The following is a 20,772-nucleotide window of genomic DNA, read 5'->3' as shown; positions in this document are numbered from 1 at the left end:
TTCGGACCATTCGCCGCTTTGCCCCCCAGCACCCACGACGTTATTCTGCATGGCAGCGAGGTTAGGGTGGAATTGTTAAAATGACAACAAGTGAAGACCAAATGCCGGACGTGTCCGAAGAACATATTGAACGCATTAAAGAAAATATGGAAAAGGTCGAGCAGCTCGCGAAGCGCCTGGTCGAGATCATGGCGTCAAAAAAGTCGCACACGCCCGCGCTGGACGGCCCGAATCAAGAGCTTTTCGCACGAGCAGCAACAGCCTATTGGGCCGAGGCATGGCAAAATCCCGCCAAGTTGTTGGAGCAACAGATAGAATTCTGGGGCAAGTCGGTTCTCAACTTTGCCGAAGCACAGAAAGCGCTGACGACCGGAGAGGTGGAAACCGAGGAAGCCAAGCCCGGCGACAAGCGGTTTTCCAATCCTCTTTGGGAGACAAACCCTTATTTCCGACTGATCCGGCAGCAATACCTGACGAACGCGGAAGCGATCGCGCAGGCTGTCTCGTCGGTCGATGATCTGGATGCCAAGGACAAACGACGCCTACAGTATTTCTCGCAGCAGATCATCGACATGATGGCGCCCACGAATTTTCTGGCGACCAACCCGGATGCCCTGCAAAAGGCGGTCGAGACCGAAGGCCAGTCGCTGATCCAAGGATTGGAGAACCTTGTTTCAGACCTTGAGGCCAATGATGGCGAGTTGGTCGTCAAACTGGCGGATGAAAGCGCGTTCGAGGTTGGTGGAAACCTGGCGACAACGCCGGGCGAGGTTATATACCGCAACCGGATGATGGAGCTGATTCAGTACAAGCCGGTGACTGAAACGGTTTACGAGACGCCCATCGTTCTGTTCCCGCCCTGGATCAACAAGTTCTATATTCTGGATCTGAAAGCCCAGAACAGCTTGATCAAATGGATCACCGAACAGGGCTATACCCTGTTGGTCGTAAGCTGGGTGAACCCGGATGAAAGCTATGCCGAAACCGGTATGGAAGACTATATTCAGGACGGTTTCCTGACCGCAATCGAAACGGCCAAGAAGATCTGCAAGGTCAAACAGGTCAACGCAGTGGGCTATTGCATCGCAGGCACAACGCTGAGCCTGACCTTGTCCTTGCTGAAACAGCGTGGCGACAAATCGGTCAAATCCGCGACGCTGTTCACGGCACTGACGGATTTTTCCGATCAGGGTGAGTTTACGCCATTCCTGCAAAACGACTTCATCGACGGAATCGAAGAGGAAGTAAAAAAGGAGGGCGTTCTGCGGTCGTGGATCATGGCGCGCACGATGTCGTTCCTGCGGTCACGCGACCTGATTTATGGCCCGGCCATTCGCAGCTATATGATGGGGGAAGTGCCTCCGGCCTTTGATCTGCTCTACTGGAACGGCGATGGTGCAAACCTGCCAGCAAAAATGGCCGTGGAATATCTGCGAGGCCTCTGCCAGCGCAACGAGTTCGCGACCGACGGGTTCGAGTTGATGGGGCACAAGCTGAAACTCGAAGACGTGGATGTGCCGCTGATGGCCATAACCTGCGAAACCGACCACATCGCGGCATGGAAAGACTGTTACCGCGGCGTGCAGAGAATGGGCTCGCGGTCCAAAACCTTCGTGGTTTCAGAATCGGGGCATATTGCGGGTATCGTGAACCCGCCTAGCAAGAAGAAATATGGCCACTACACAAATCCGGATATGAAGTCGGATGCCAGCACCTGGCTGAAAGAAGCTGATTTTCACGAAGGATCATGGTGGCCCATGTGGGACGCGTGGTTGAAGAAGCGGTCCGGCAAGCAGGTTCCGGCCCGTGAACCGGGTGATTCGAAGCACCCGAGCCTTGCATCCGCACCCGGGACTTACGTTGTGGCGAAACCAAACGACTGATTTCATTTTGAAACTTAAAAATTCTGCGCCGCAGCAAGAAAAAACTTGCAATGCTGCGGTGCAGCAATCATATTGTCCTCAAGCTGATGAAACCCGGGGTGGGCCCGGACCGGCTAAAAGGATTAGGACAATGGCAAAGACCCAAGACTTTACCGCGATCATGAAAGACATGATGGGTGCATTTCCGGTGGACACCACCGCAATGGAAGGCGCATTCAAATCGACCGCTTCGCTGAACGAGAAGCTGTCGGGCGTTGCTCTGGACGCTGCTGAGAAATCGGCCGAGATCTCGAACAAATGGACCAAGGACACCCTGGCCAAGCTGAGCGAGATGTCGAAAGCCAAGGCAGAGCCTGCCGACTACGCAAAAGCCGCAACCGACTTCGCAAGCGCGTCGGCTGAAGTTGCAGCTGAAAACCTGGCCGCTTTCGCTGAAATCGCGAAAAAAGTTCAGACCGAAACCGTCGAGCTGCTGATGGCTGCTGGCAAAGACGCAGCAGAAGAAGCAACCGCTGCTGTCAAAAAGGCGACCAACGAGGTCACCACCGCAGCCAAGAAAGCTGCAACTGCAAAGTAAGAAACGTCCGCGAAGCGCACCCAACCCTCCCATTAGGTGCAATCGCGTTGGGCAGGTCCATTGACCTGCCCTTTCTTTTTGTGCTGCACTCGCATAACCTGTGCTGCAACGCATCATCCTTGGGGAGGGAACCCGGTGTCGGACCAAGAAAAACCGCTGCTTATCAAGCGCTATGCCAGCCGTCGACTGTACAATACCGAGACCAGCGATTACGTGACGCTCGAAGATATCGCGGGGTTCATCCGCGACGGGCGAGAAGTGCAGATCATTGATCTGAAAACCGGCGATGACCTGACTCGCCAGTATCTTCTGCAAATCATTGCCGAACATGAAAGCCGGGGTGAAAATGTGCTGCCGGTGAATGTACTGAATGATCTGGTGCGCAGTTACATGCTGCCGGGCGGGGGGATGATGCCCCAGTTTCTGCAAAGCTCGTTCGAGATGCTGCGTGAAAGCCAAAACAAGATGATGGAAAACATGAGCGCGATGAATCCGATGTCTCAGATGCCGGGTTTTGACGCGTTGCAGGCGCAGCAACAGGCTTTCCTGAAGGCGATGACCAGCGGGCTGTCCAGCGGATGGTCCAGCCCGGAAAAGGAAGAGGAAAAGTCCGAACCGAAAGAGGATCTGGACGACATCAAGAAACAGCTGGCCGAGTTGCAGCAAAAACTGTCCAAGCTGAACTGATCCGTTCCAAACAAAGAATCAGGCCCGCATTTTGCGGGCCTTTCTTGTTCAAAGTGCCGCTGTCTTACGTGCCGTAAACCGGCATCGGACCTGTCACTTCGCCAACCGATGCCAGCAGGATGTCTGCGATCACGTCCAGCTCTTCGCGGGTCAGGCGGACGGGCAGGCGGACATCACAGGCCTTCATCAGCATGTCGCGCGTCTTGGGCAGGTCGTAAGTTTCCGGAAGGAATTGCCAGTTCCAGAAGGCGCGGGCGTTGTCTTCGCTCAGACCAAAAACCTGCACCTTGACGCCGCGTGCCTCGGACGCGGCGGCAAAGGCGCGGATCTCATGTTCCTGCATTCCGACAAGATTGAACTGGATCGAATCCGGCGCACGCTGCTCGGGGGGCAGCGGGGCGGGAACCTCGATATGAGACGAGGTGTTCAGGCGACCGGCCACGTAATCGTGGTTTGCCAGGCCATCGCGGACACGGCGTGCCAGTTCCGGAAGTTGAGGGCGGATCACGGCGGCGCTGAGGTTGCTTAGGCGAAGGTTGTACAGCGGCAGCTTGTTCTGCCAGCGGGCAAAGGCCTCTTCCAGTTCGGGTGAGTTGTCGCCCTGCGGACCTTTGTGCTTCTTCCAATTGTGTTCATACGCGCCCGACATGATGACGGCACGCGCGACAAGATCCGCATCATTCGTGATCAGGATGCCACCTTCGCCAGCATTGATCATCTTGTAGGATTGGAACGAGAAACATCCGACCCTTCCGATCGTACCGATATTGCGGCCATGCCAAGTGGTGCCCAGCGAATGCGCGGCGTCCTCGATCACCGGAATGTTACGTGCGTCGCACAAGGCCATGATTGCATCCATGTCGGATGTATGCCCGCGCATGTGGCTGATGATGACCGCCTGAACGTTGTCCAGCTTGGCCTCGAAATCGGCCATGTTGATGCGATAGTTTTCACCCACTTCGCACAGAACCGGAATGCAGTCGGCATGGACGATCGACGACGGTACGGCAGCGAAGGTGAAGCCGGGGATCAGAACGCGCGCGTCGCGGGGCAGGCCCAGCGCTTTGAGCGACAGAAACAGCGCGGCCGAGCAGGACGACACCGCCAAGGCGTATTTCGTACCCAACAATTCCGCGAACTCGGCTTCCAGCAGGGCCACCGGGGCGTCCTGCGGTGCGGTATAGCGGAACAGGTCACCTGATTGCATCAGGGCCTCGATCGCGTCCTTGGCGGCAGCAGGGATGGGTTCGGCGTCGTGAACGTTGGGTGGCAGCGTCATATTTGGAATTCCCGAATTCTATCTTTGGGAAAGATAAAGATATTCAGAAGGCAATCCAAGCCCCCAATCGCCAGGCAGGCGAAAATTCACCAATCTGTCGCAATTTACGTGGATCAGATCCCAAGCCGGTCGCGCAGTGCGAACCACGTCATGGCCAGCACCAGCAACGGGCTGCGCAGGGCAGGGCCGCCGGGGAAAGACAGCGCGGGCACGCGTGCCATCGTGTCAAACCCTTCGGCCTGACCCTGAATCGCCATGGCCATGAGTTGTCCGGCATGGGTCGCAGTGCCGACACCATGACCGGAATATCCCGAAGCCGAAAGAATATTGGGTGCGACACGGGCCAGGTACGGCATCCGCCGCATGGTGATGGCCAGCGTTCCACCCCAGGCATAGTCGATTTTCACATCCCGCAAATGCGGGAAAATCTCGGTCATCGGTTTGCGGACCTTGGCGGCGACATCTGATGGAAAGCGATAGCCATAGCTTTCGCCGCCTCCGAACAAGAGGCGGCCATCGGCGCTGAGGCGAAAATAGTTCACCACGAATTTCGTATCCGCAACCGCCACGTCCCGGGTCAAAACCTGCGCGGCGTCCGTTCCAAGGGGTTCGGTGGCCGCAATGAAATTGTTGATGGGCATGACCCTGGCGGCGACGGAACGATCGAGATCGCCCAGATACCCGTTGCAGGCCAGAATGACGTGCTCGGCCCGAACGTTGCCGTGTGCCGTTCGGATCACTGTCGTCTGGCCCTCGTCGATCCCGGTCACTTCGGTGCTTTCATGGATACGAACGCCCGCTTTGGCCGCGGCTTGCGCCAGTCCCAAGGCAAAGTTCAAAGGGTGCAGATGGGCCGCACCCATATCCAGATACCCCCCCTGATAGGCTGGTGACGGGCACAGCGAATGACCCGCGTTTTCGTCCAACAGCTCGATCTGGTCGTATCCATACCGCTCGGAAAGATGGCCGGCGTGGTCATGCAGTTCTTTCTGCTCGGATTTGTTCAGGCCCAGAACGGCGACACCGGGTTTCAGGTCACACGCGATCCGGTGTTTTGCAATCAGGGATTTGACCAGATCCTTGGCGTCTTCGGCCAATTCCCATAGCCTGGCGGCGTCAGCATCGCCAACAAGTCGCTCAAGGTCTTCCTGATCCATCCGCTGCGCGCTGCCCAACTGGCCGCCGTTTCGGCCCGACGCGCCAAAGCCGACGCGGTGCGCTTCAAGCAGCACGACGTCGAACCCGGCTTCGGCCAGATGAAGAGCCGCGGACAGCCCCGTATAACCGCCACCGACAACGCACACATCTGCTTTGGTGTCTTCTGACAACGCAGGAAAACGATCCGTCGGATGTGCCGTCGCAGCATACCAGCTGTCAGGGTACTCGCCCTTGCGGTCATTGGAATAGAGCAGGTTCACGGAAGGTCTCAGACGTTGATCAGCAGATGTTCACGTTCCCACGGAGAGATGACCTGTAGGAACTCCTCGTACTCGGCCCGTTTGACGATGCCGTAAACGCGGGCGAATTCGGGGCCCAGAACTTCGTGCAGGGCGGTGGCTTCGTCGAACAAATCCAGTGCTTCGCCCATGACCTGCGGGATATCGCCCTCGCCTTCATAAGCGTCGCCATAGAACTGACGACGTGGGCGTTCCTGCTCGACCAGGCCGAGATAGCCGCAGGCCAGCGACAGCGCGATGCCCAGATACGGGTTGCAGTCCATACCGGCGATGCGGTTCTCGACGCGCCGCGATTCCGGGCCGGACAGGGGCACGCGAATGCCGGTGGTGCGGTTGTCACGGGCCCATTCCAGGTTGATCGGTGCCGCGTGATCCTTCACATAGCGCCGGTAGGAATTCACATAAGGCGCCATGACCGCCAGACCGGAGGGCAGGTGGTTCTGCAAACCGGCGATAAAGTGGTAAAACGCGTCCGTCTCTCCCCCTTGAGGACCAGAGAAGATGTTCTGGCCGGTTTCCATGTCGATGATCGAGTGATGGATATGCATGGCCGAGCCCGGCTCTTCCTCGATCGGTTTGGCCATGAAGGTGGCAAAACAATTGTGGCGCAGCGCGGCCTCGCGGATCAGTCGTTTGAAATAGAAGACTTCATCGGCCAGTTTTACCGGATTGCCGTGACGCAGGTTGATTTCCAACTGCCCGGCGCCGCCTTCCTGCGTGATGCCGTCGATCTCGAACCCCTGATGCTCGGCGAAATCATAGATGTCGTCGATCACCGGGCCAAACTCGTCCACGGCCGTCATGGAATAGGCCTGCCGTGCCGCGGCCGGGCGACCGGAACGCCCCATCATCGGCTTGATTTCCTGTGCGGGATCGACGTTGGGGGCGACCAGAAAGAACTCCATCTCTGGCGCAACAACCGGCTTCCATCCCTTGTCATGATACAGCTGGACCACGCGTTTCAACACGTTGCGTGGGCTATAAGGGATCGGATCACCGTCCCGGTCGTAGGCGTCGTGGATCACCTGCAGCGTCCAGTCCCCTGTCCAGGGCGCGGCTGAAGCCGTCGAATAGTCGGGCTTCAGGATCATGTCCTTTTCGATGAACCCGTCGTCACCTGCGGCTTCACCCCAGTCCCCCGTGATGGTCTGGAAGAAGATGCTGTCGGGTAGGTGAAAGTAGGATTGCTTGGCAAATTTCGTGGCAGGCACGGCCTTGCCGCGTGCAATTCCGGGAAGGTCCGAGATGATACACTCAACCTCGTCCAGCCGCTGTCCGTGGAAATAGGCTTTGGCGGCTTCCGGCAGTTTGTCAGTCCAATCAGCCATCAGGCTCTCTCTTTCTTTAAAAACTCGGCCATATGGCGCGCGATTGTGGCGTTGTCATCCGGGGCGGTTTCGCGATTTGCGGCCTCGCGCATCAGGTCTTCGGGCACCACGCCCTTGCCCCGTGTGCGCATCAGGCCCGCGACAAAACCATTGGTGAATTCGGGGTGGGCCTGAACCGTCCAGATCGTGTCCCCATAAGCCAACATCGCATTTTCGCAAAATGCGTTCTGACCCAGAACGCACGCCCCTTCGGGCAGTTCGACAACCTGATCCTGATGCCAGGCATTCAGCCATAATTTGTTGCCGTCATATTCGTATTCAGTACGACCTACGGCCCATCCTTTCGAGAATTTCTCGACCTTGCCACCCAGTGCCTGAGCAATGATCTGATGGCCAAAGCAAACGCCGATCATTGGTTTTCCACTTTCCCGAATCTTGCGCACCAACGCTTCCAGCGGGGCGATCCATGGAAGGTCCTCGTAAACCCCGTGACGCGATCCGGTAATGATCCATCCATCCGCATCATCCGCACCATCGGGGAAGGTGCCGTCCACGACGGCGAAGGTGACGAACTCGAACCCGTTGCCACGCAGCAACGTGGGGAAAAGTTCGTCATAATCCCCGAATTCTTCCTGTAGCACCTCGGGGGTGTGGCCGGTTTGTAGAATACCGATTTTCATGTGTCACCAAATTTGATCAAATTAATCCTAACCGAGACTGGTTGACGCGGCAAGGGGGTCAAACCGTCTCGAGATAGCTCAGCCAGTGATCCTCGGGCGGGATGTTCTCGAACCGGGTGATTTCTTGTCGTTTGGTCATGGTCAGATAGCGGATCAGGTCAGCGGGGAACAGCCGCGCCACCAACGGATCCGTGGCGAACCTGTCAATCGCACTCGACCAATCCGGCATCAGCTGAGGCAGGTCCGCGATATCATAGGCGTTCCCCGTGATCGGGGCAGGTGGGATCAAGCCGTCCTCGATGCCGACAAGTGCCGCACCCAGAACCGCCGTTAGCATCAGATACGGGTTTATGTCCCCGCCAGCGACGCGGTGTTCGATGCGCCGTGCGGCCGGGGCCCCGCCCGGGATGCGAATGGCTGCAGTTCGGTTTTCATAAGCCCAGCAGGCGCCCGTGGGCGCATGTGCACCCGGTATGAGCCGAGTGTAGGAGTTGCCGTGGGGTGCAAATATCAGCGAGCTGCCCGGCATGGCTGCGACACAGCCAGCTACGGCAGACCGCAATTTCTCGGTGCCTTCCGGCCCGTTATTGTCGAACACATTGTGCCCGTTCTGGTCCAACACCGAGAAATGCACATGCATTCCGTTGCCTGCGTCATCGGCATAAGGTTTGGACATGAAGGTGGCCGCAAATCCGTGCCTGCGCGCCAATCCACGCGTCAATGCCTTGAAAAACCACGTATCATCGGCACAGCGCATGGCGTCCTGATGGTTCAGGTTGATCTCGAACTGGCCGATGCCGCTTTCTGAAATGGCCGTCTGCGCCGGGATGCCCATTGCGGCGCAGCCATCGTACAGGTCGGTAAAGAACGCCTCGAACGCGTCCATTTCGGCAACCGACAGAACGGCCTCATCCGCAAGGCGCCGCCCTGTGATCGGATTCACCGGTGGTTGCGGTTGCGCGCCAGAAGCGTCAACAAGTGTGAACTCCAACTCTGTCGCGGCAACAACGGACCAGCCGCGTTGCGCATAGCGGTCGAGTATGGCGGACAGGGCATGCCGGGGGTCGCCCGGGAACGGTGCGCCGTCATCATCATACAGACACATTGGCACCAGCGCTGTTTCCGTATCCAGCCAGGGCACGGGTACCGGGCCACGTTCGGTCGGGCGCAGCACCCCATCTGCGTCGCCGGTTTCAAAGACCAGCGGGCTTCCTTCGATGTCAGCGCCCCACAGGTCTACGTTCAGTGCCGAAAACGGCATTCGCACGGCACCTTTTCCCAGTTTGTCAGCATAGCCAGGGGGCACGCGTTTGCCACGCATCTGACCGTTCAGGTCACATGCGGCAACGCGAAAATTGTGCAGGGCTCTCAGATCCATTGGGGGCTCCGTCAGTGAAACTCCCCAGTGATTTACTTCAATGGATGTGCTTTGTCACCAAATTTGATCAAATTCTGGCTTGGGTGTTCAAGGAACGCCCCGCGCCGGTCAGACCGGCGCGGAGAGCTGTCTTCAGGCAAAGCTTACGCCATGTTCTTCCATGGGCAATTGCGCCACATGCAAACCTGACAGGGCCTTGATCGCATTGGCCAAAGCCGGTGCTGACGGTGGCGTGCCGGGTTCTCCGACGCCGGTTGGCGCTTCGGCCGATGGCACGATATGCACGTCGATTGCGGCAATATCCCCGATACGCAGCGGTTCGTAATCCGGGAAGTTGTATTGATCCACAGCCCCGCTTGTCAGGGTGATCTGGTCACGCATCACATGGCCAATGCCATAGCCGATGCCGCCTTCCATCTGGGCCCGCACGATATCGGGGTTCACGGCGATACCGCAATCCACGGCACAGGTGACCTTTTCAATCCTGATGCCACTTTCCGGATCGCCCGAGATTTCGACCACTTCAGCCGCGAAAGACCCAAAGGACTTGTGAACGGCAATTCCTTGCGACCGACCTTCTGGCGCGTTGCCCCAATTTGCCTTTTCGGCCGCCAGCTTCAAAACAGCTGCCTTGCGCTGCTGGTCCGCGTTGCTGCTGTCGGTCAGATGGGCCAGACGGAATTCCACCGGATCGCGACCGGCGGCCTCTGCCACCAGATCCATCATGGTCTCCATCGTATAGGCGGTGTGGGTGTGCCCGACCGAGCGCCACCACAGAACCGTCGTCGCCTTCGGTGTGTCGGTCAGGCCCACCGCCATGCCGGGGATGCTGTAGGGGCTGTCCGAAACGCCTTCGACCGAGCTGTGGTCGATGCCGTCATGAACCAGAACAGCCTCGAACGGGGTGCCCTTGATCACGGATTGACCGGCAATCTGGTGCTGCCACCCGACGATGTTGCCTTCGGCGTCCAGGCCCACGCGGACCTTGTGGCCAAAGGCGGGGCGGTAATACCCGCTGCGAATGTCGTCTTCGCGCGTCCAGACAAGTTTGACCGGGCGCGAGCGGTCGGTGACGGCAAAGGCCAGCGCAGCCTCGACCTGATAATCCGCATCCGGGGTGGCGCGGCGACCGAAAGACCCGCCTGCCAGCATGGTTTTGATGTGGATCTTCTCGGGCGGCAGTTGGAAGATCTGCTGATAGGCCATATGCGGCCCGGTCGGCATCTGCGCGCCGTCATGCAGGACGATGTCACCCTCTGCCGTCTGCTCGATGGTGCAGTTCAGCGGCTCCATCGGGGCATGAGCGAGAAGGGGGAAGTAGAAGGTTTTTTCAACGACCTTATCCGCGCCGTCGATGGCGGTTGCCACAGCGGCAACGTCAGCCTTGTTCACGTTATACGTGGGTGCTGCGTCCAGCGCCGCCATGATCTCAGCCTTGATCTGGTCCGAGTCGCGGGTTTCAGCGCCTGACATATCCCACTCGACCTCAAGTGCATCGCGCGCCTGAATCGCGGACCAGGTGTTCTCGGCGTACACCGCGACGCCTGCCTGATTGGGCAGAACCCCGGCGCTGATATAGCCTTTGATCCCTTTCGATGCGCTGTCATCAAAGCCCAGCGCGATACCGCCCTTCGCTTCGGGGCGTTTGATCATGGCGATCATCTGGTTGGGCAGGTGAACGTCCATGGCAAACATCGCCTGGCCGTTGCTTTTGATTGCTGTATCCTTGCGGCGCACCGTTTCATTTCCGATCAGACGAAATTCGGACGGGTCCTTCAGGCGCGGCTCTGCCGGAGCGTCCAATTGCGACGCAGCGGACACAAATTCAGCGATCGGAGCCGACTTGTCGCCTGCCTTCACGATGCCGTCTTCGATGGTGATGCCGGATGCATCCACGCCCCAGCTCTGCGCGGCGGCGTTGATCAGCATTTCGCGCGCGGCAGCGCCGGCCTGACGGTATTGCAGCCACGAATTCGCCATCGCGGTCGAGCCGCCGGTGCCCTGGAATGGCCCGAACAGCAGGTTGTTGTAGACATTCGGATCCGAGGGGGCGAACTCGTATTCGATCTGGTCCATGGTCAGGCCGATTTCTTCGGCAATCAGCGTCGGCAGTCCGGTTGCAGGGCCCTGACCTTTTTCAAAGTGTTTGACGATGGCGGTCACGGTGCCATCGGCATCAATCTTCACAAACGGATTGAACTGCGCGGTCTCGGACGAGGCCGCGGCCAGCACACCATCAGGGCGGGCGCCGACCAGCAGGACGGCACCGGCAGCGGCGGCGCTTTTCAGAAACCCACGGCGAGAGGTGTTGATGGTCATGGATCAGGCCTCCAGAATTTCAGATGCGCGCTGGATGCCGGCGCGGATGCGTTGATAGGTGGCGCAGCGGCAGGCATTGCCGGACATGTATTCGTCAATCTCCTGGACCGACGGCTTCGGGTTCTCGGACAACAGCCCGACAGCCGACATCACCTGACCCGACTGGCAATAGCCGCACTGGACGACATCCAGTTCGACCCAGGCCTGCTGTACGGCAGCACCGATCTTGTCGTCACCGACTGCTTCGATGGTCGTGACTTCGGCGTCTTCGACGTCTTCAATGAATGTCTGACAGGAACGGACGGGCTCACCGTTCAGGTGCACGGTACAGGCCCCGCAGGATGCCACGCCGCAGCCGAATTTCGTGCCGGTCAGTTTCAGTTCGTCTCGGATCACCCAGAGAAGAGGCGTTCCAGGTTCGGCATCAACCTCGTGGGTCTTGCCGTTCAGGTTCAATTTCAGAGCCATGATGAGGGGGTCTCCTGTTGGTGCTGGTTTCCGTAATTGGTAAACTCGCGGGTTTACTTATGGCATATAATTTCGCCCTTGTAAACTCCAGCGTTTACCTAGTGTTTGACCAGTGCACGTCAATAGGTCTATAGCTCTGACATGAACGAATGCAGCGCACAGAATGCGTCCAAGCGCGCACAGATCATCGAAGCTGCCGTGGCCGAGTTCCAGGAAAAGGGCTTTGCTGCGGCCAGTATGGATCGCATTTCAGCACGGGCCGAAGTGTCCAAGCGTACGTTGTACAAGTACTTTGAAAGTAAAGAAAACCTGTTCCGCTCCATCGTGGTCGAATTGTCCAACCGCTTTGCTGAAGTGCTGGAAATCCGGTATGAAAAAGGTCGTGGCATTCGAACGCAACTGACCGAACTGGCCTGGGCTGAGGGACGTATTCTGATGCGGTCCGATGTTATCGCGATGGCCCGGATGGTGATCAGCGAAACCTTGCGCAACCCGACGCTTGCGGCGGAAGCGCAGGGCAAGCTGGACAAGACGGCGACATTCATTGCCATGCTCAAGGATGCGGCCGAGGATGGGCAGCTTCGGATCGATGATCCGGAACGGGCCGGGCGCGAATTCATTGGCCTGATCAAGGCACGTGCCTTCTGGCCGCTGCTGTTTACGGGTGGTGCGCTCAGCGAAACCGAGATGACGGACACGATCGAAAGCAGTGTCCAGATGGTGATGAGCCGATATGGCGTCTGATCGGAAGCAGCTGAATTCTGACGGTCGCCGTCGGGACGTCGTCAGAGGAATGTGTTAGGACTTTTTCACTTGATTCGGGTGGGCAAGGCCACTGACAGGCCATCGGATTTCGAAGCATAGCAGGACGGAGGCGTTGCTGTGACAGGCAAGGCAACACAGGCTGCGCGTTTAAGCGTGGCACCCATGATGGATTGGACAGATCGCCACTGCCGCTATTTTCATCGGCTGCTCAGCGCGGAAACGTTGCTGTACACCGAGATGGTGACTGCGCCGGCGCTCGTGCGGGGCGGGGCGTTGCATCTGTTGGACCACTCTCCCGAGGAGCATCCGGTTGCCTTGCAACTCGGCGGCTCTGACCCGGAAGAACTGGCGCAGGCCGCGCGTTTGGGGGCTGAGGCCGGGTATGATGAGATCAATCTGAACTGCGGCTGCCCGTCGGATCGGGTGCAATCCGGCACTTTCGGCGCGGTTTTGATGAAAGACCCGGCCCGCGTTGCCGACTGCATGACAGCCATGCGCGAAGCGGTGAACGTGGATGTCACCGTGAAATGCCGCATCGGGGTCGATGATCAGGAGCCCGAAGATGTATTGCCCGCGTTTCTTGAGCACATCAGCGCGGCAGGTTGCCAAAGGGTGACAATCCATGCCCGCAAGGCGTGGCTGCAAGGGCTGAGCCCCAAGGAAAACCGGGATATCCCGCCTTTGGACTATGACCTTGTGCATCGGATGAAGGATGAGTTTTCGGATCTTCACATATCGATCAATGGCGGCATCAACACGCTGGACGAGGCAGCCGCGCATCTAGAAGCCGGCCTGGATGGGGTGATGATCGGCCGGGCCGCGTATCATCAGCCGGGCGATATCCTGTCGGATGCTGACCGACGCATCTTTGGAACCGGAACGACGCGTGATCCGTTCGCGATCGTTCAACATATGGTGCCTTATGTGCAGCGGCATCTTGCCAATGGCGGGCGTTTGCACCAGATCACGCGTCATATGTTGGGCCTTTTCGCAGGTCGTCCCGGGGCCCGCGCATGGCGGCGCGCCTTGTCAGAAGGGGCTGTGCAGGATGGGGCCGGACCCGAGGTGATGCTGCGGGCGCTGGATCAAGTGGCGCCCATGGCAGAAGTTTAAGCGGCAGGGGGAACGATGCCCGAGACGATGTTACTGGCCCAGATGCTGGGCCTTTTGCTTGCGATCGGAGCGCTGGCCGGCGTACTAGCCGGATTGCTGGGGGTCGGCGGTGGAATCGTCTTGGTGCCCGCCTTTTTCTATGCATTTCAAACTCTTGGTTATGGCGGCCCGCAGTTGATGCAACTGTGTCTGGCCACGTCGCTGGCCACGATCATCGTGACATCTGTCCGATCCGTCCTTGCGCACAATAAAAAGGGTGCGGTGGATTGGGATATCCTGCGCGGCTGGGGGCCGGGAATTGTCGTCGGTGCGATCATCGGAGTTCTGGTTGCCTCGGCCCTGCGGACCGAAGCCTTGCAGGCGCTGTTCGGCATATTGGGAATGGTGATCGGGGCCTATCTGGGGCTGGGTCGTTCGGAATGGCGGCTGGGTGATGTCATGCCCGGTGGAATAAAGCGGGCCATCCTGTCCCCTGCGGTCGGGTTTCTTTCGGTTCTGATGGGAATAGGTGGCGGCAGTTTTGGTGTGCCGCTGATGAGCCTCTACAACACGCCGATCCACCGTGCCGTCGCAACCGCCGCCGGGTTTGGCGTGATCATCGCCGTGCCCTCGGTCATCGGGTTTTTGTTTCTGGATATCGCGCCGGAACACCGGCCTCCGCTGACCATTGGGGCGGTCAATCTGGTGGCCTTCGGAATCGTCGTGGCAATGACGATGATCACCGCGCCCTGGGGGGTGAAGCTGGCCCATGCGATGGATCCGAAACCCTTGAAGCGCGTATTCGCCGTGTTCCTTACGCTGGTGGCGCTCAATATGCTGCGCAAGGCGGTGGGTTTGTGAAGGATTTTGACGTCAGGGGTTGGGTGAAATTCCCGAATGACCCAATGCTTGCGGCCTGGGTGGGCCATGCGCTGCCTGCCGCACGGGCCGCGGTAACGGACCCGGCCCATGCTGACTGGCTGGATTGTGACGGGACGTGGTTCATCGGTGTTGACGCATTGCCCAATGACGCGCAGGGCAGGGTTGGCCAATCAGGGCCTTTGGCCGGAACCGCCATGTCATTCATTGCAGGGCGTTACGGGCAGTTGCCGCTTCACAAAGGCCAAGTCTCGGTCATTCATCCGGGATATCCACGCCCGCGTCGGGGGGAAAACGAGGCCGCCGCGCGGTATCGCAGAAATCGGGACGCGGCCCATGTGGACGGTTTGCGCCCGATGGGGCCGGATCGTCGCCGCCGAGTGGATGAACCGCACGCCTGGATTTTGGGCATACCGCTGACCGAGGCCAGCCCGGATGCGTCGCCCATGGTGTTGTGGGAAGGCAGCCATCATATTCTGGGTGCGGCGTTCAAGCGCGCCCTTGCGGGGACACCACACGAGCACCTGCATGAAGTCGATATTACGGATATCTACCAATCCGCCCGTCGCGAAGTTTTCGAAACCTGCCCGCGAATCGAACTGCCTGCAAAACCGGGTGAGGCTTACGTTCTGCACCGCCACTGCCTGCACGGGGTTGCCCCCTGGGCGGAAACGGCAAGCGCAGGGCCGGATGGACGGATGATCGCCTATTTCCGCCCGGAATGTGCCGGGGGTGTGGCGGAATGGGTCGAATCCACTTAACCTCCTGTCATTGTTTGGCTTTGGAGGTTTTGACCGATGATTACGGTCCATACGAATTCTGATGGTGCGTTGATAGAAGTCGAGTTGTCGGGGCAAGTCACCAGCGCCGACTATGCGAATATTCTGGTTCCCGCGATCGAAGCAGCGCTGACCGAACATGATTCCGTTCGGCTTTTGGCCATCGTGCAGCCAGAGTTCAAGGGGTATGATTTGGGTGCGGCCTGGTCTGACACCAAACTGGGGCTCAGCCACTGGCGGGGGTTTGACCGGATCGCGGTTGTTGCCGATCAGGGTTGGGTGCAAACCAGCATCCGATTGGCCGCTCCGATCCTGCCATGCCCCGTTCAGGTCTTTGAACTGGCCGATCTTGAGGCCGCCCGGCGCTGGATGCGCGAGTCGCTGGGATCCATTCACGTGACCGATCTTGAGGGCCCATGTGTGCAGATCAGCCTTTTGGGAAAACTGGATCCCGAGGAGTACAAGCAAGCCGAACGCGACCTGGACGCTTTGTTGCATGACCGGTCCGGGTTTCGGTTGCTGATCGACCTGCGGGATTTTGACGGCTGGCAGGGATTGTCCGCTCTTGCAGCACATTTTCGTCTGGCCAGCCGCCACATCGGACAACTGGATCGCGCGGCCATCGTCGGGGACAAAAGCTGGCAGCATATGGCACAACGTGTCGCCAGTCATGTATTGGGCACACGGACTCAGTTCTTTCCGTCCGAGGAAATCGAAAACGCCAAAACCTGGCTGGCTGCGGGATAAGGACCTGCTCGGCGCCCCTGCCTGCATCTTGTGATCTTGCTGCCAACAGGCGGCTGGCGTGCTTTGTTCTTTGGTCAGGACAAAGCACGTTTGGGCGCGAATTGACCAAATCTGATTGGCGTATTCCACGGCCCGACACGCACCAGATGTCTTGAAACCGGTCTTGATACCGTGCCGGTCAAGAATTGTGACGTAAGGGAACTGGTGGGTTTTTCCGTGGAATTTCTGACCTTAAGGTCAACACGGACCAAAAACCGCGTGTTTTCCCCCTAAATCTGACCGGAAATGCACTTACCTACGCCGTGTCGCTGCGGGCCTCCACTCACGTTGAACTGATGCGTTCATGAGCCGGCCCCTTGGCAGAGCTCGAATTCGGCCCGTGGCGGCACGGTTATTGGAAGCGGGAAGTTTGCGATGACACTCAGGTTGTTGATGGAAAGATTAGCGGCACGCAAGACGCCAGCATTCAAGGCGGACAAGACCGGCACGAAGCATGTCCAACATGCAGCCGAAAAATGCGGGACTGCCAAAACAAGCAGATCCGAAATCGCAGCTCTGTTCGAGTCAGAACTGCGCGGGCACGAGCCGAACGAACAGGTCCGCGACAAATCTTAAAACCACAGGGATTTGTTCCCGATGCAGACCAGTTGATTTCAGGAACCGTTTATGCGCGCTGCACGCCCACCACGGCGTTTGCCGAGGCGCGGCTTTCTGGTTGGCAGATCTTCCATGATTTCGGCGCGTTCGCTGCTGTCCATCTTGGACCAGCGGGTGATTTCATCAATCGTGCGATAGCAGCCGGTGCAGATACGTTCAGTTGGGTGAACGACGCAGATCTGGACACAAGGGCTTTCGACCTCATTCCTTTTCCAAACCATATTCGTCATCACTGGTCTCCGACCCGTTACAAAAAGCGCAGCCTGTCCAGCGCACCTTGCAAGATATAGCTGGCTGCAACGTGATCAATAACCTGTCCGCGACGTTTTCGTGTCGTATCCGCCTCAAGTAGTGCTTTTTCTGCCGCAACTGTGCTGAGCCGTTCGTCCCAAAATCCGATGGGCAGATCGGTCAGGCGGGACAAATTGCGCGCAAATGCCCGTGTTGACTGGCATCGTGGCCCTTCGCTGCCATCCATGTTCTTGGGCAAACCCAACAGGATGCCCCCGATCTCGCGATCGGTGACAATTTCGATCAGGCGCGCGGAATCGAGCGTGAATTTCTTGCGTCGCACGGTTTCCAGCGGGCTGGCGACTCCGCGCATGCGGTCGGACACCGCGACTCCGATTGTCTTTTCCCCAAGGTCCAGACCCATCAAGGCACTCATCGGTTGCAGCGCTGCTGCAAATTCTTCGATAGCGTCATGAATCATTGGGCGATCCCGGCTTGAAGGGCCGCTGCATCGATGATCTGCAACGCCTCTGAATTGCCAGCAAAGACTTCCATGGCCTCATCGCGAATATCGATGGCACGCTGGCCCTGGCCAAGAACGCCCAAGGCGGCGATCAGGCGGGCCCATTCCTCGGGGGATCCGCCCTCTGTCGCCAGCCGATCAGACAGCTGTTCCACCATGCCCTGAATCATCTGCTGCCGCTCTTCGGGGCTCAGCTCCGCGGCGGCGGCCATGTCTTCCTGACTGGGGCCGGGTGCTGTGCTCAGATCCGGTGCATTGAAAACGCCGGCACGAAAGGCCAGTTCGTCGATCTGAGCCCGAATTGCTTCAGCCCATGGCGCACCTGCGGGGGAATCCTGCAACGTTTCGACCCACATGCGATAGGCTAGGTCCGGCCGCCCGATCTGGGCCAGCATCTGCCCCCAATAATAGCGCGCCGGGCCGTGACGAGGGTCACGGTTCAGCGCTTCGATCAGCGCCTGTTCCGCTTCGGGTGAGACATATCCACCTGCGGCCAGAATCATCATTTCTGCCAGGTCCGCATAGGTATCAGCCGTGGCGCTGTCGCCTGACAGCTCGATCACCTTTTGCTGCGCGGTGTACCCATCCTTGAAGTTGCCCGCATTCGTCTCGTGCTGCGCCAGCAACATCTGACCCTGCAAATCATCCGGCCGGCTTGCAACGGTTTCCCGCAACTGCTTCAGCAGGTTGGCATAGCTTTCTTCCAGCTGCGCAGGTTGAGGCGGGGTCGCCAGTTCTTCCGCGGCGCTTTGGGATGGCCGGTTGGCGCGCACTTCCTTGGCCAGTTCAAGCCGTGCGGTCAGCGGCATGTCAGGCAAACCCACGGCCCCTTTGCGATGATACATCGCCAATGCACCACCGATCAGAAGCAACGAGATTGCCAGGATCGACAACACCGAAACCGCACGAGATGGCCCGGCGCCGGCGCCCTCTTTCTTCATCTGGTCATCTGCGGCCAGAATGCGACGGGAAATTTCCGTGCGCACCCTTTCAGCGTCGGCCTCGCCAATGACCCCGCGCGCCAGATCCCGGTCCACACCGGCCAACTGTTCGCGATAAACCCGCAGATCGTATGCCGCCGCGGGTTCATCCCCACGGCGTTTGCGCAGCAGGGTAAAGCTGAGAAAAGCTGCGATCAGCAGCGCGACAAGAAAAATCAGAACCCAGAACGTCATGGTCCCTCCGAGGATGCTGCCCTGACTTAGACCTGTGAGACGCCCGACAAAAGGGACAAATGGCCGCGAATGAGCGACATGTCGCAATAGTGCGATATTGCGGCGTTGCACGGCAGGGTTAAAATGCCGTCACACGGCATATCTGCGCCCAATCACCGAACCGGATGGATTCGCACATGAAACACTATTCAGCCTTTGCTGTGGCGCGGGAAGCTCTGCGCTATCACACCGGATGGGAGCGCGCCTGGCGCTCACCCGAACCCAAGAAGCGCTATGACGTCATCATCGTTGGCGCTGGCGGTCATGGTCTGGCGACCGCGTATTACCTTGGCAAGAACTATGGCATCCAGAATGTCGCGGTTATCGAAAAAGGCTGGCTGGGCGGCGGCAATACCGGTCGAAACACAACGATCATCCGTTCGAACTATCTGCAAGACCCGTCTGCGGCGATCTACGAGAAAGCACGCGGCCTTTATGAGGACCTGAGCCAGGATCTGAACTACAACATCATGTTCAGCCCGCGCGGTGTCATCATGCTGGCGCAGACCCAGCACGAGATCCGCGGCTATCAGCGCACGGCCCATGCCAACGCGCTGCAAGGTGTGAAGACGGAATGGATCGGCCCCGAGCGCGTCAAGCAACTGGTGCCTATCATCAATCTGGACGGCCCCCGATATCCGGTTCTGGGCGGCCTTTGGCAGGAACGCGGGGGCACTGCGCGCCATGATGCTGTGGCGTGGGGCTATGCGCGAGCTTGTTCGGCGATGGGGATGGATATCATCCAGCAATGCGAGGTCACGGGTGTCCGATCTCAGGATGGCCGTGTCGTCGGCGTAGACACCACCAAGGGTGCCATCGATTGTGACAAGCTGGGCATCGTCGTCGCGGGCCATTCGGGTCAGTTGGCGCAGATGGCGGGCTTCCGCCTGCCGCTGGAAGCCGTCGCGTTGCAGGCGCTGGTGTCCGAGCCCATCAAACCCTGCATGGATGTGGTCGTGATGGCGAACACCGTGCACGGCTACATGTCGCAATCCGACAAGGGCGAAATGGTGATCGGCGGGGGAACCGACGGGTTCAACAACTTCACGCAGCGCGGGTCTTTCCACCATATCGCGGAAACGGTGCGGGCGCTGGTCGAAACCTTCCCGATGATTTCGCGCCTCAAGATGCTGCGCCAGTGGGGCGGGATCGTGGACATGACCGGTGACCGCTCGCCCATCCTGTCGAAAACACCGTTGCAGGGCTGCTTTATCAATGGCGGCTGGGGCACCGGTGGTTTCAAGGCGATTCCGGGCTCGGGCTGGGGGATGGCGCAGCTGATGGCGACGGGCCATTCACCGCTGACCGAAGCCTTCTCGATGGACCGTTTCAAAGAAGGCCGCTTCATCGACGAAAGCGTGGCTGCCGGGGTGGCGCATTAGGGAGATTCCCGAAGGTGCCAGAAAACAGAATTCAGGTCGGCTCCCGCGCCGACCGACCGCCAAAAGGATGACAACATGCTAATCCTGAATTGCCCCTATTGCGGCGTAGACGCCGAAGAATCCGAACTGGCCGCCGGCGGCGAAGCGCATCTGAAGCGTTTCGGCCCGGGCTCGTCCGATGACGAATTCCACGACTATCTGTTCATGCGTGAAAACCCAAAAGGTGTTCATTTCGAACGCTGGCGGCATGCCAATGGCTGCGGCAAGTGGTTTCATGCCGCGCGCTGCACAAGCACGCTTGAAGTGTTTGGCACCTACACGGCTCAGACCTCCGAACCGCCGCAAGACATCAAGGATGCCATCACTGCCAAACGGCCCGGCTGGACGTGGAGAGAGTTTTCCTGATGCTTCATCTTTTCAAAAATACTCCCGCCGGAGGCTTTGACA

Annotated in this window: 20 protein-coding genes; 10 read left to right on the top strand and 10 right to left on the bottom strand. The window is 58.8% G+C overall.

What is annotated here, in order from left to right; genetic code table 11:
- Positions 1-80: 80 nt before the first annotated feature.
- The 3 genes from AC2FNN_RS01090 (at position 81) to phaR (ending at position 3,147) form a co-directional block, all read left to right on the top strand.
- Positions 81-1,883: a PHA/PHB synthase family protein gene (locus tag AC2FNN_RS01090; protein WP_496756000.1), complete on the top strand. Its 1,803-nt coding sequence runs from the start codon at positions 81-83 to the stop codon at positions 1,881-1,883.
- Positions 1,884-2,013: 130 nt separating this feature from the next.
- Positions 2,014-2,460 (top strand): phasin family protein, encoded by a 447-nt coding sequence (locus tag AC2FNN_RS01085; RefSeq protein WP_171228035.1) that lies wholly within the window; start codon positions 2,014-2,016, stop codon positions 2,458-2,460.
- A 135-nt stretch (positions 2,461-2,595) separates the two neighbouring features.
- Positions 2,596-3,147 (top strand): polyhydroxyalkanoate synthesis repressor PhaR, encoded by a 552-nt coding sequence (gene phaR / locus AC2FNN_RS01080; RefSeq protein WP_171115229.1) that lies wholly within the window; start codon positions 2,596-2,598, stop codon positions 3,145-3,147.
- Positions 3,148-3,211: 64 nt separating this feature from the next.
- Here the strand turns inward: phaR and AC2FNN_RS01075 are convergent, their stop codons facing one another.
- The 7 genes from AC2FNN_RS01075 to AC2FNN_RS01045 all read right to left on the bottom strand — a co-directional run bounded on the left by AC2FNN_RS01075 (position 3,212) and on the right by AC2FNN_RS01045 (position 12,056).
- Entirely contained in the window at positions 3,212-4,426 is a 1,215-nt protein-coding gene (locus tag AC2FNN_RS01075; protein WP_496755998.1) for a DegT/DnrJ/EryC1/StrS family aminotransferase, read from the bottom strand.
- Between the two features lie 113 nt (positions 4,427-4,539).
- The gene (locus AC2FNN_RS01070; RefSeq protein WP_496755997.1) at positions 4,540-5,844 is read right to left on the bottom strand and encodes an NAD(P)/FAD-dependent oxidoreductase; all 1,305 of its coding nucleotides are present in this window, start codon (positions 5,842-5,844) and stop codon (positions 4,540-4,542) included.
- A gap of 8 nt (positions 5,845-5,852) precedes the next feature.
- Positions 5,853-7,211: a glutamine synthetase family protein gene (locus AC2FNN_RS01065; RefSeq protein ID WP_496755996.1), complete on the bottom strand. Its 1,359-nt coding sequence runs from the start codon at positions 7,209-7,211 to the stop codon at positions 5,853-5,855.
- Complete coding sequence (locus AC2FNN_RS01060) at positions 7,211-7,891, bottom strand: type 1 glutamine amidotransferase (protein WP_496755995.1); 681 nt, start codon at positions 7,889-7,891, stop codon at positions 7,211-7,213. The genes AC2FNN_RS01065 and AC2FNN_RS01060 overlap by 1 nt, the downstream gene beginning before the upstream one ends.
- Positions 7,892-7,949: 58 nt before the next feature.
- Positions 7,950-9,269 carry a glutamine synthetase family protein gene (locus AC2FNN_RS01055; protein ID WP_496755993.1) on the bottom strand — a complete coding sequence of 440 codons (1,320 nt, stop codon included), beginning with the start codon at positions 9,267-9,269 and terminating at the stop codon, positions 7,950-7,952.
- A gap of 132 nt (positions 9,270-9,401) precedes the next feature.
- Entirely contained in the window at positions 9,402-11,588 is a 2,187-nt protein-coding gene (locus AC2FNN_RS01050; RefSeq protein WP_496755991.1) for a xanthine dehydrogenase family protein molybdopterin-binding subunit, read from the bottom strand.
- A 3-nt stretch (positions 11,589-11,591) separates the two neighbouring features.
- On the bottom strand, positions 11,592-12,056 hold the full coding sequence (locus AC2FNN_RS01045) for a (2Fe-2S)-binding protein (protein ID WP_496755989.1): 465 nt from the start codon (positions 12,054-12,056) through the stop codon (positions 11,592-11,594).
- Positions 12,057-12,197: 141 nt separating this feature from the next.
- Here AC2FNN_RS01045 and AC2FNN_RS01040 point away from each other — a divergent pair, with 141 nt between their 5' ends.
- From AC2FNN_RS01040 to AC2FNN_RS01020, 5 genes are all read left to right on the top strand, one after another.
- Positions 12,198-12,800: a TetR/AcrR family transcriptional regulator gene (locus AC2FNN_RS01040; protein ID WP_496755987.1), complete on the top strand. Its 603-nt coding sequence runs from the start codon at positions 12,198-12,200 to the stop codon at positions 12,798-12,800.
- Between the two features lie 138 nt (positions 12,801-12,938).
- Positions 12,939-13,934, top strand: coding sequence for a tRNA dihydrouridine(20/20a) synthase DusA (gene dusA, locus AC2FNN_RS01035; RefSeq protein WP_496755985.1), 996 nt, complete (start codon positions 12,939-12,941; stop codon positions 13,932-13,934).
- Positions 13,935-13,949: 15 nt separating this feature from the next.
- Entirely contained in the window at positions 13,950-14,774 is an 825-nt protein-coding gene (locus AC2FNN_RS01030; protein ID WP_171327944.1) for a sulfite exporter TauE/SafE family protein, read from the top strand.
- Positions 14,775-14,818: 44 nt separating this feature from the next.
- Positions 14,819-15,553, top strand: coding sequence for a hypothetical protein (locus AC2FNN_RS01025; protein ID WP_496756098.1), 735 nt, complete (start codon positions 14,819-14,821; stop codon positions 15,551-15,553).
- Positions 15,554-15,589: 36 nt separating this feature from the next.
- Positions 15,590-16,318 carry a SpoIIAA family protein gene (locus AC2FNN_RS01020; RefSeq protein ID WP_496755984.1) on the top strand — a complete coding sequence of 243 codons (729 nt, stop codon included), beginning with the start codon at positions 15,590-15,592 and terminating at the stop codon, positions 16,316-16,318.
- A gap of 653 nt (positions 16,319-16,971) precedes the next feature.
- Here AC2FNN_RS01020 and AC2FNN_RS01015 read toward each other — a convergent pair.
- The 3 genes from AC2FNN_RS01015 to ccmI are packed head-to-tail and all read right to left on the bottom strand — an operon-like array spanning position 16,972 to position 18,904.
- Positions 16,972-17,205: a DUF1289 domain-containing protein gene (locus tag AC2FNN_RS01015; RefSeq protein WP_496755982.1), complete on the bottom strand. Its 234-nt coding sequence runs from the start codon at positions 17,203-17,205 to the stop codon at positions 16,972-16,974.
- Between the two features lie 17 nt (positions 17,206-17,222).
- Positions 17,223-17,687, bottom strand: a complete 465-nt coding sequence (ruvX, locus tag AC2FNN_RS01010; RefSeq protein ID WP_171631328.1) for a Holliday junction resolvase RuvX — start codon at positions 17,685-17,687, stop codon at positions 17,223-17,225.
- Entirely contained in the window at positions 17,684-18,904 is a 1,221-nt protein-coding gene (gene ccmI / locus AC2FNN_RS01005) for a c-type cytochrome biogenesis protein CcmI (protein WP_496755980.1), read from the bottom strand. The genes ruvX and ccmI overlap by 4 nt, the downstream gene beginning before the upstream one ends.
- Before the next feature lie 176 nt (positions 18,905-19,080).
- On the opposite strand from ccmI, the gene AC2FNN_RS01000 reads away from it, so the two are divergent.
- Together AC2FNN_RS01000 and AC2FNN_RS00995 are read left to right on the top strand one after the other, a co-directional pair.
- The gene (locus tag AC2FNN_RS01000; protein ID WP_496755979.1) at positions 19,081-20,325 is read left to right on the top strand and encodes a sarcosine oxidase subunit beta family protein; all 1,245 of its coding nucleotides are present in this window, start codon (positions 19,081-19,083) and stop codon (positions 20,323-20,325) included.
- A gap of 75 nt (positions 20,326-20,400) precedes the next feature.
- A complete protein-coding gene (locus AC2FNN_RS00995) occupies positions 20,401-20,730 on the top strand; it encodes a sarcosine oxidase subunit delta (RefSeq protein ID WP_496755978.1) in 330 nt (109 codons plus the stop codon).
- Positions 20,731-20,772 lie beyond the last annotated feature (42 nt).

Source organism: Ruegeria sp. BHSA118, assembly GCF_059613405.1.
This window is presented reverse-complemented; position numbering and strand designations above follow the sequence as displayed.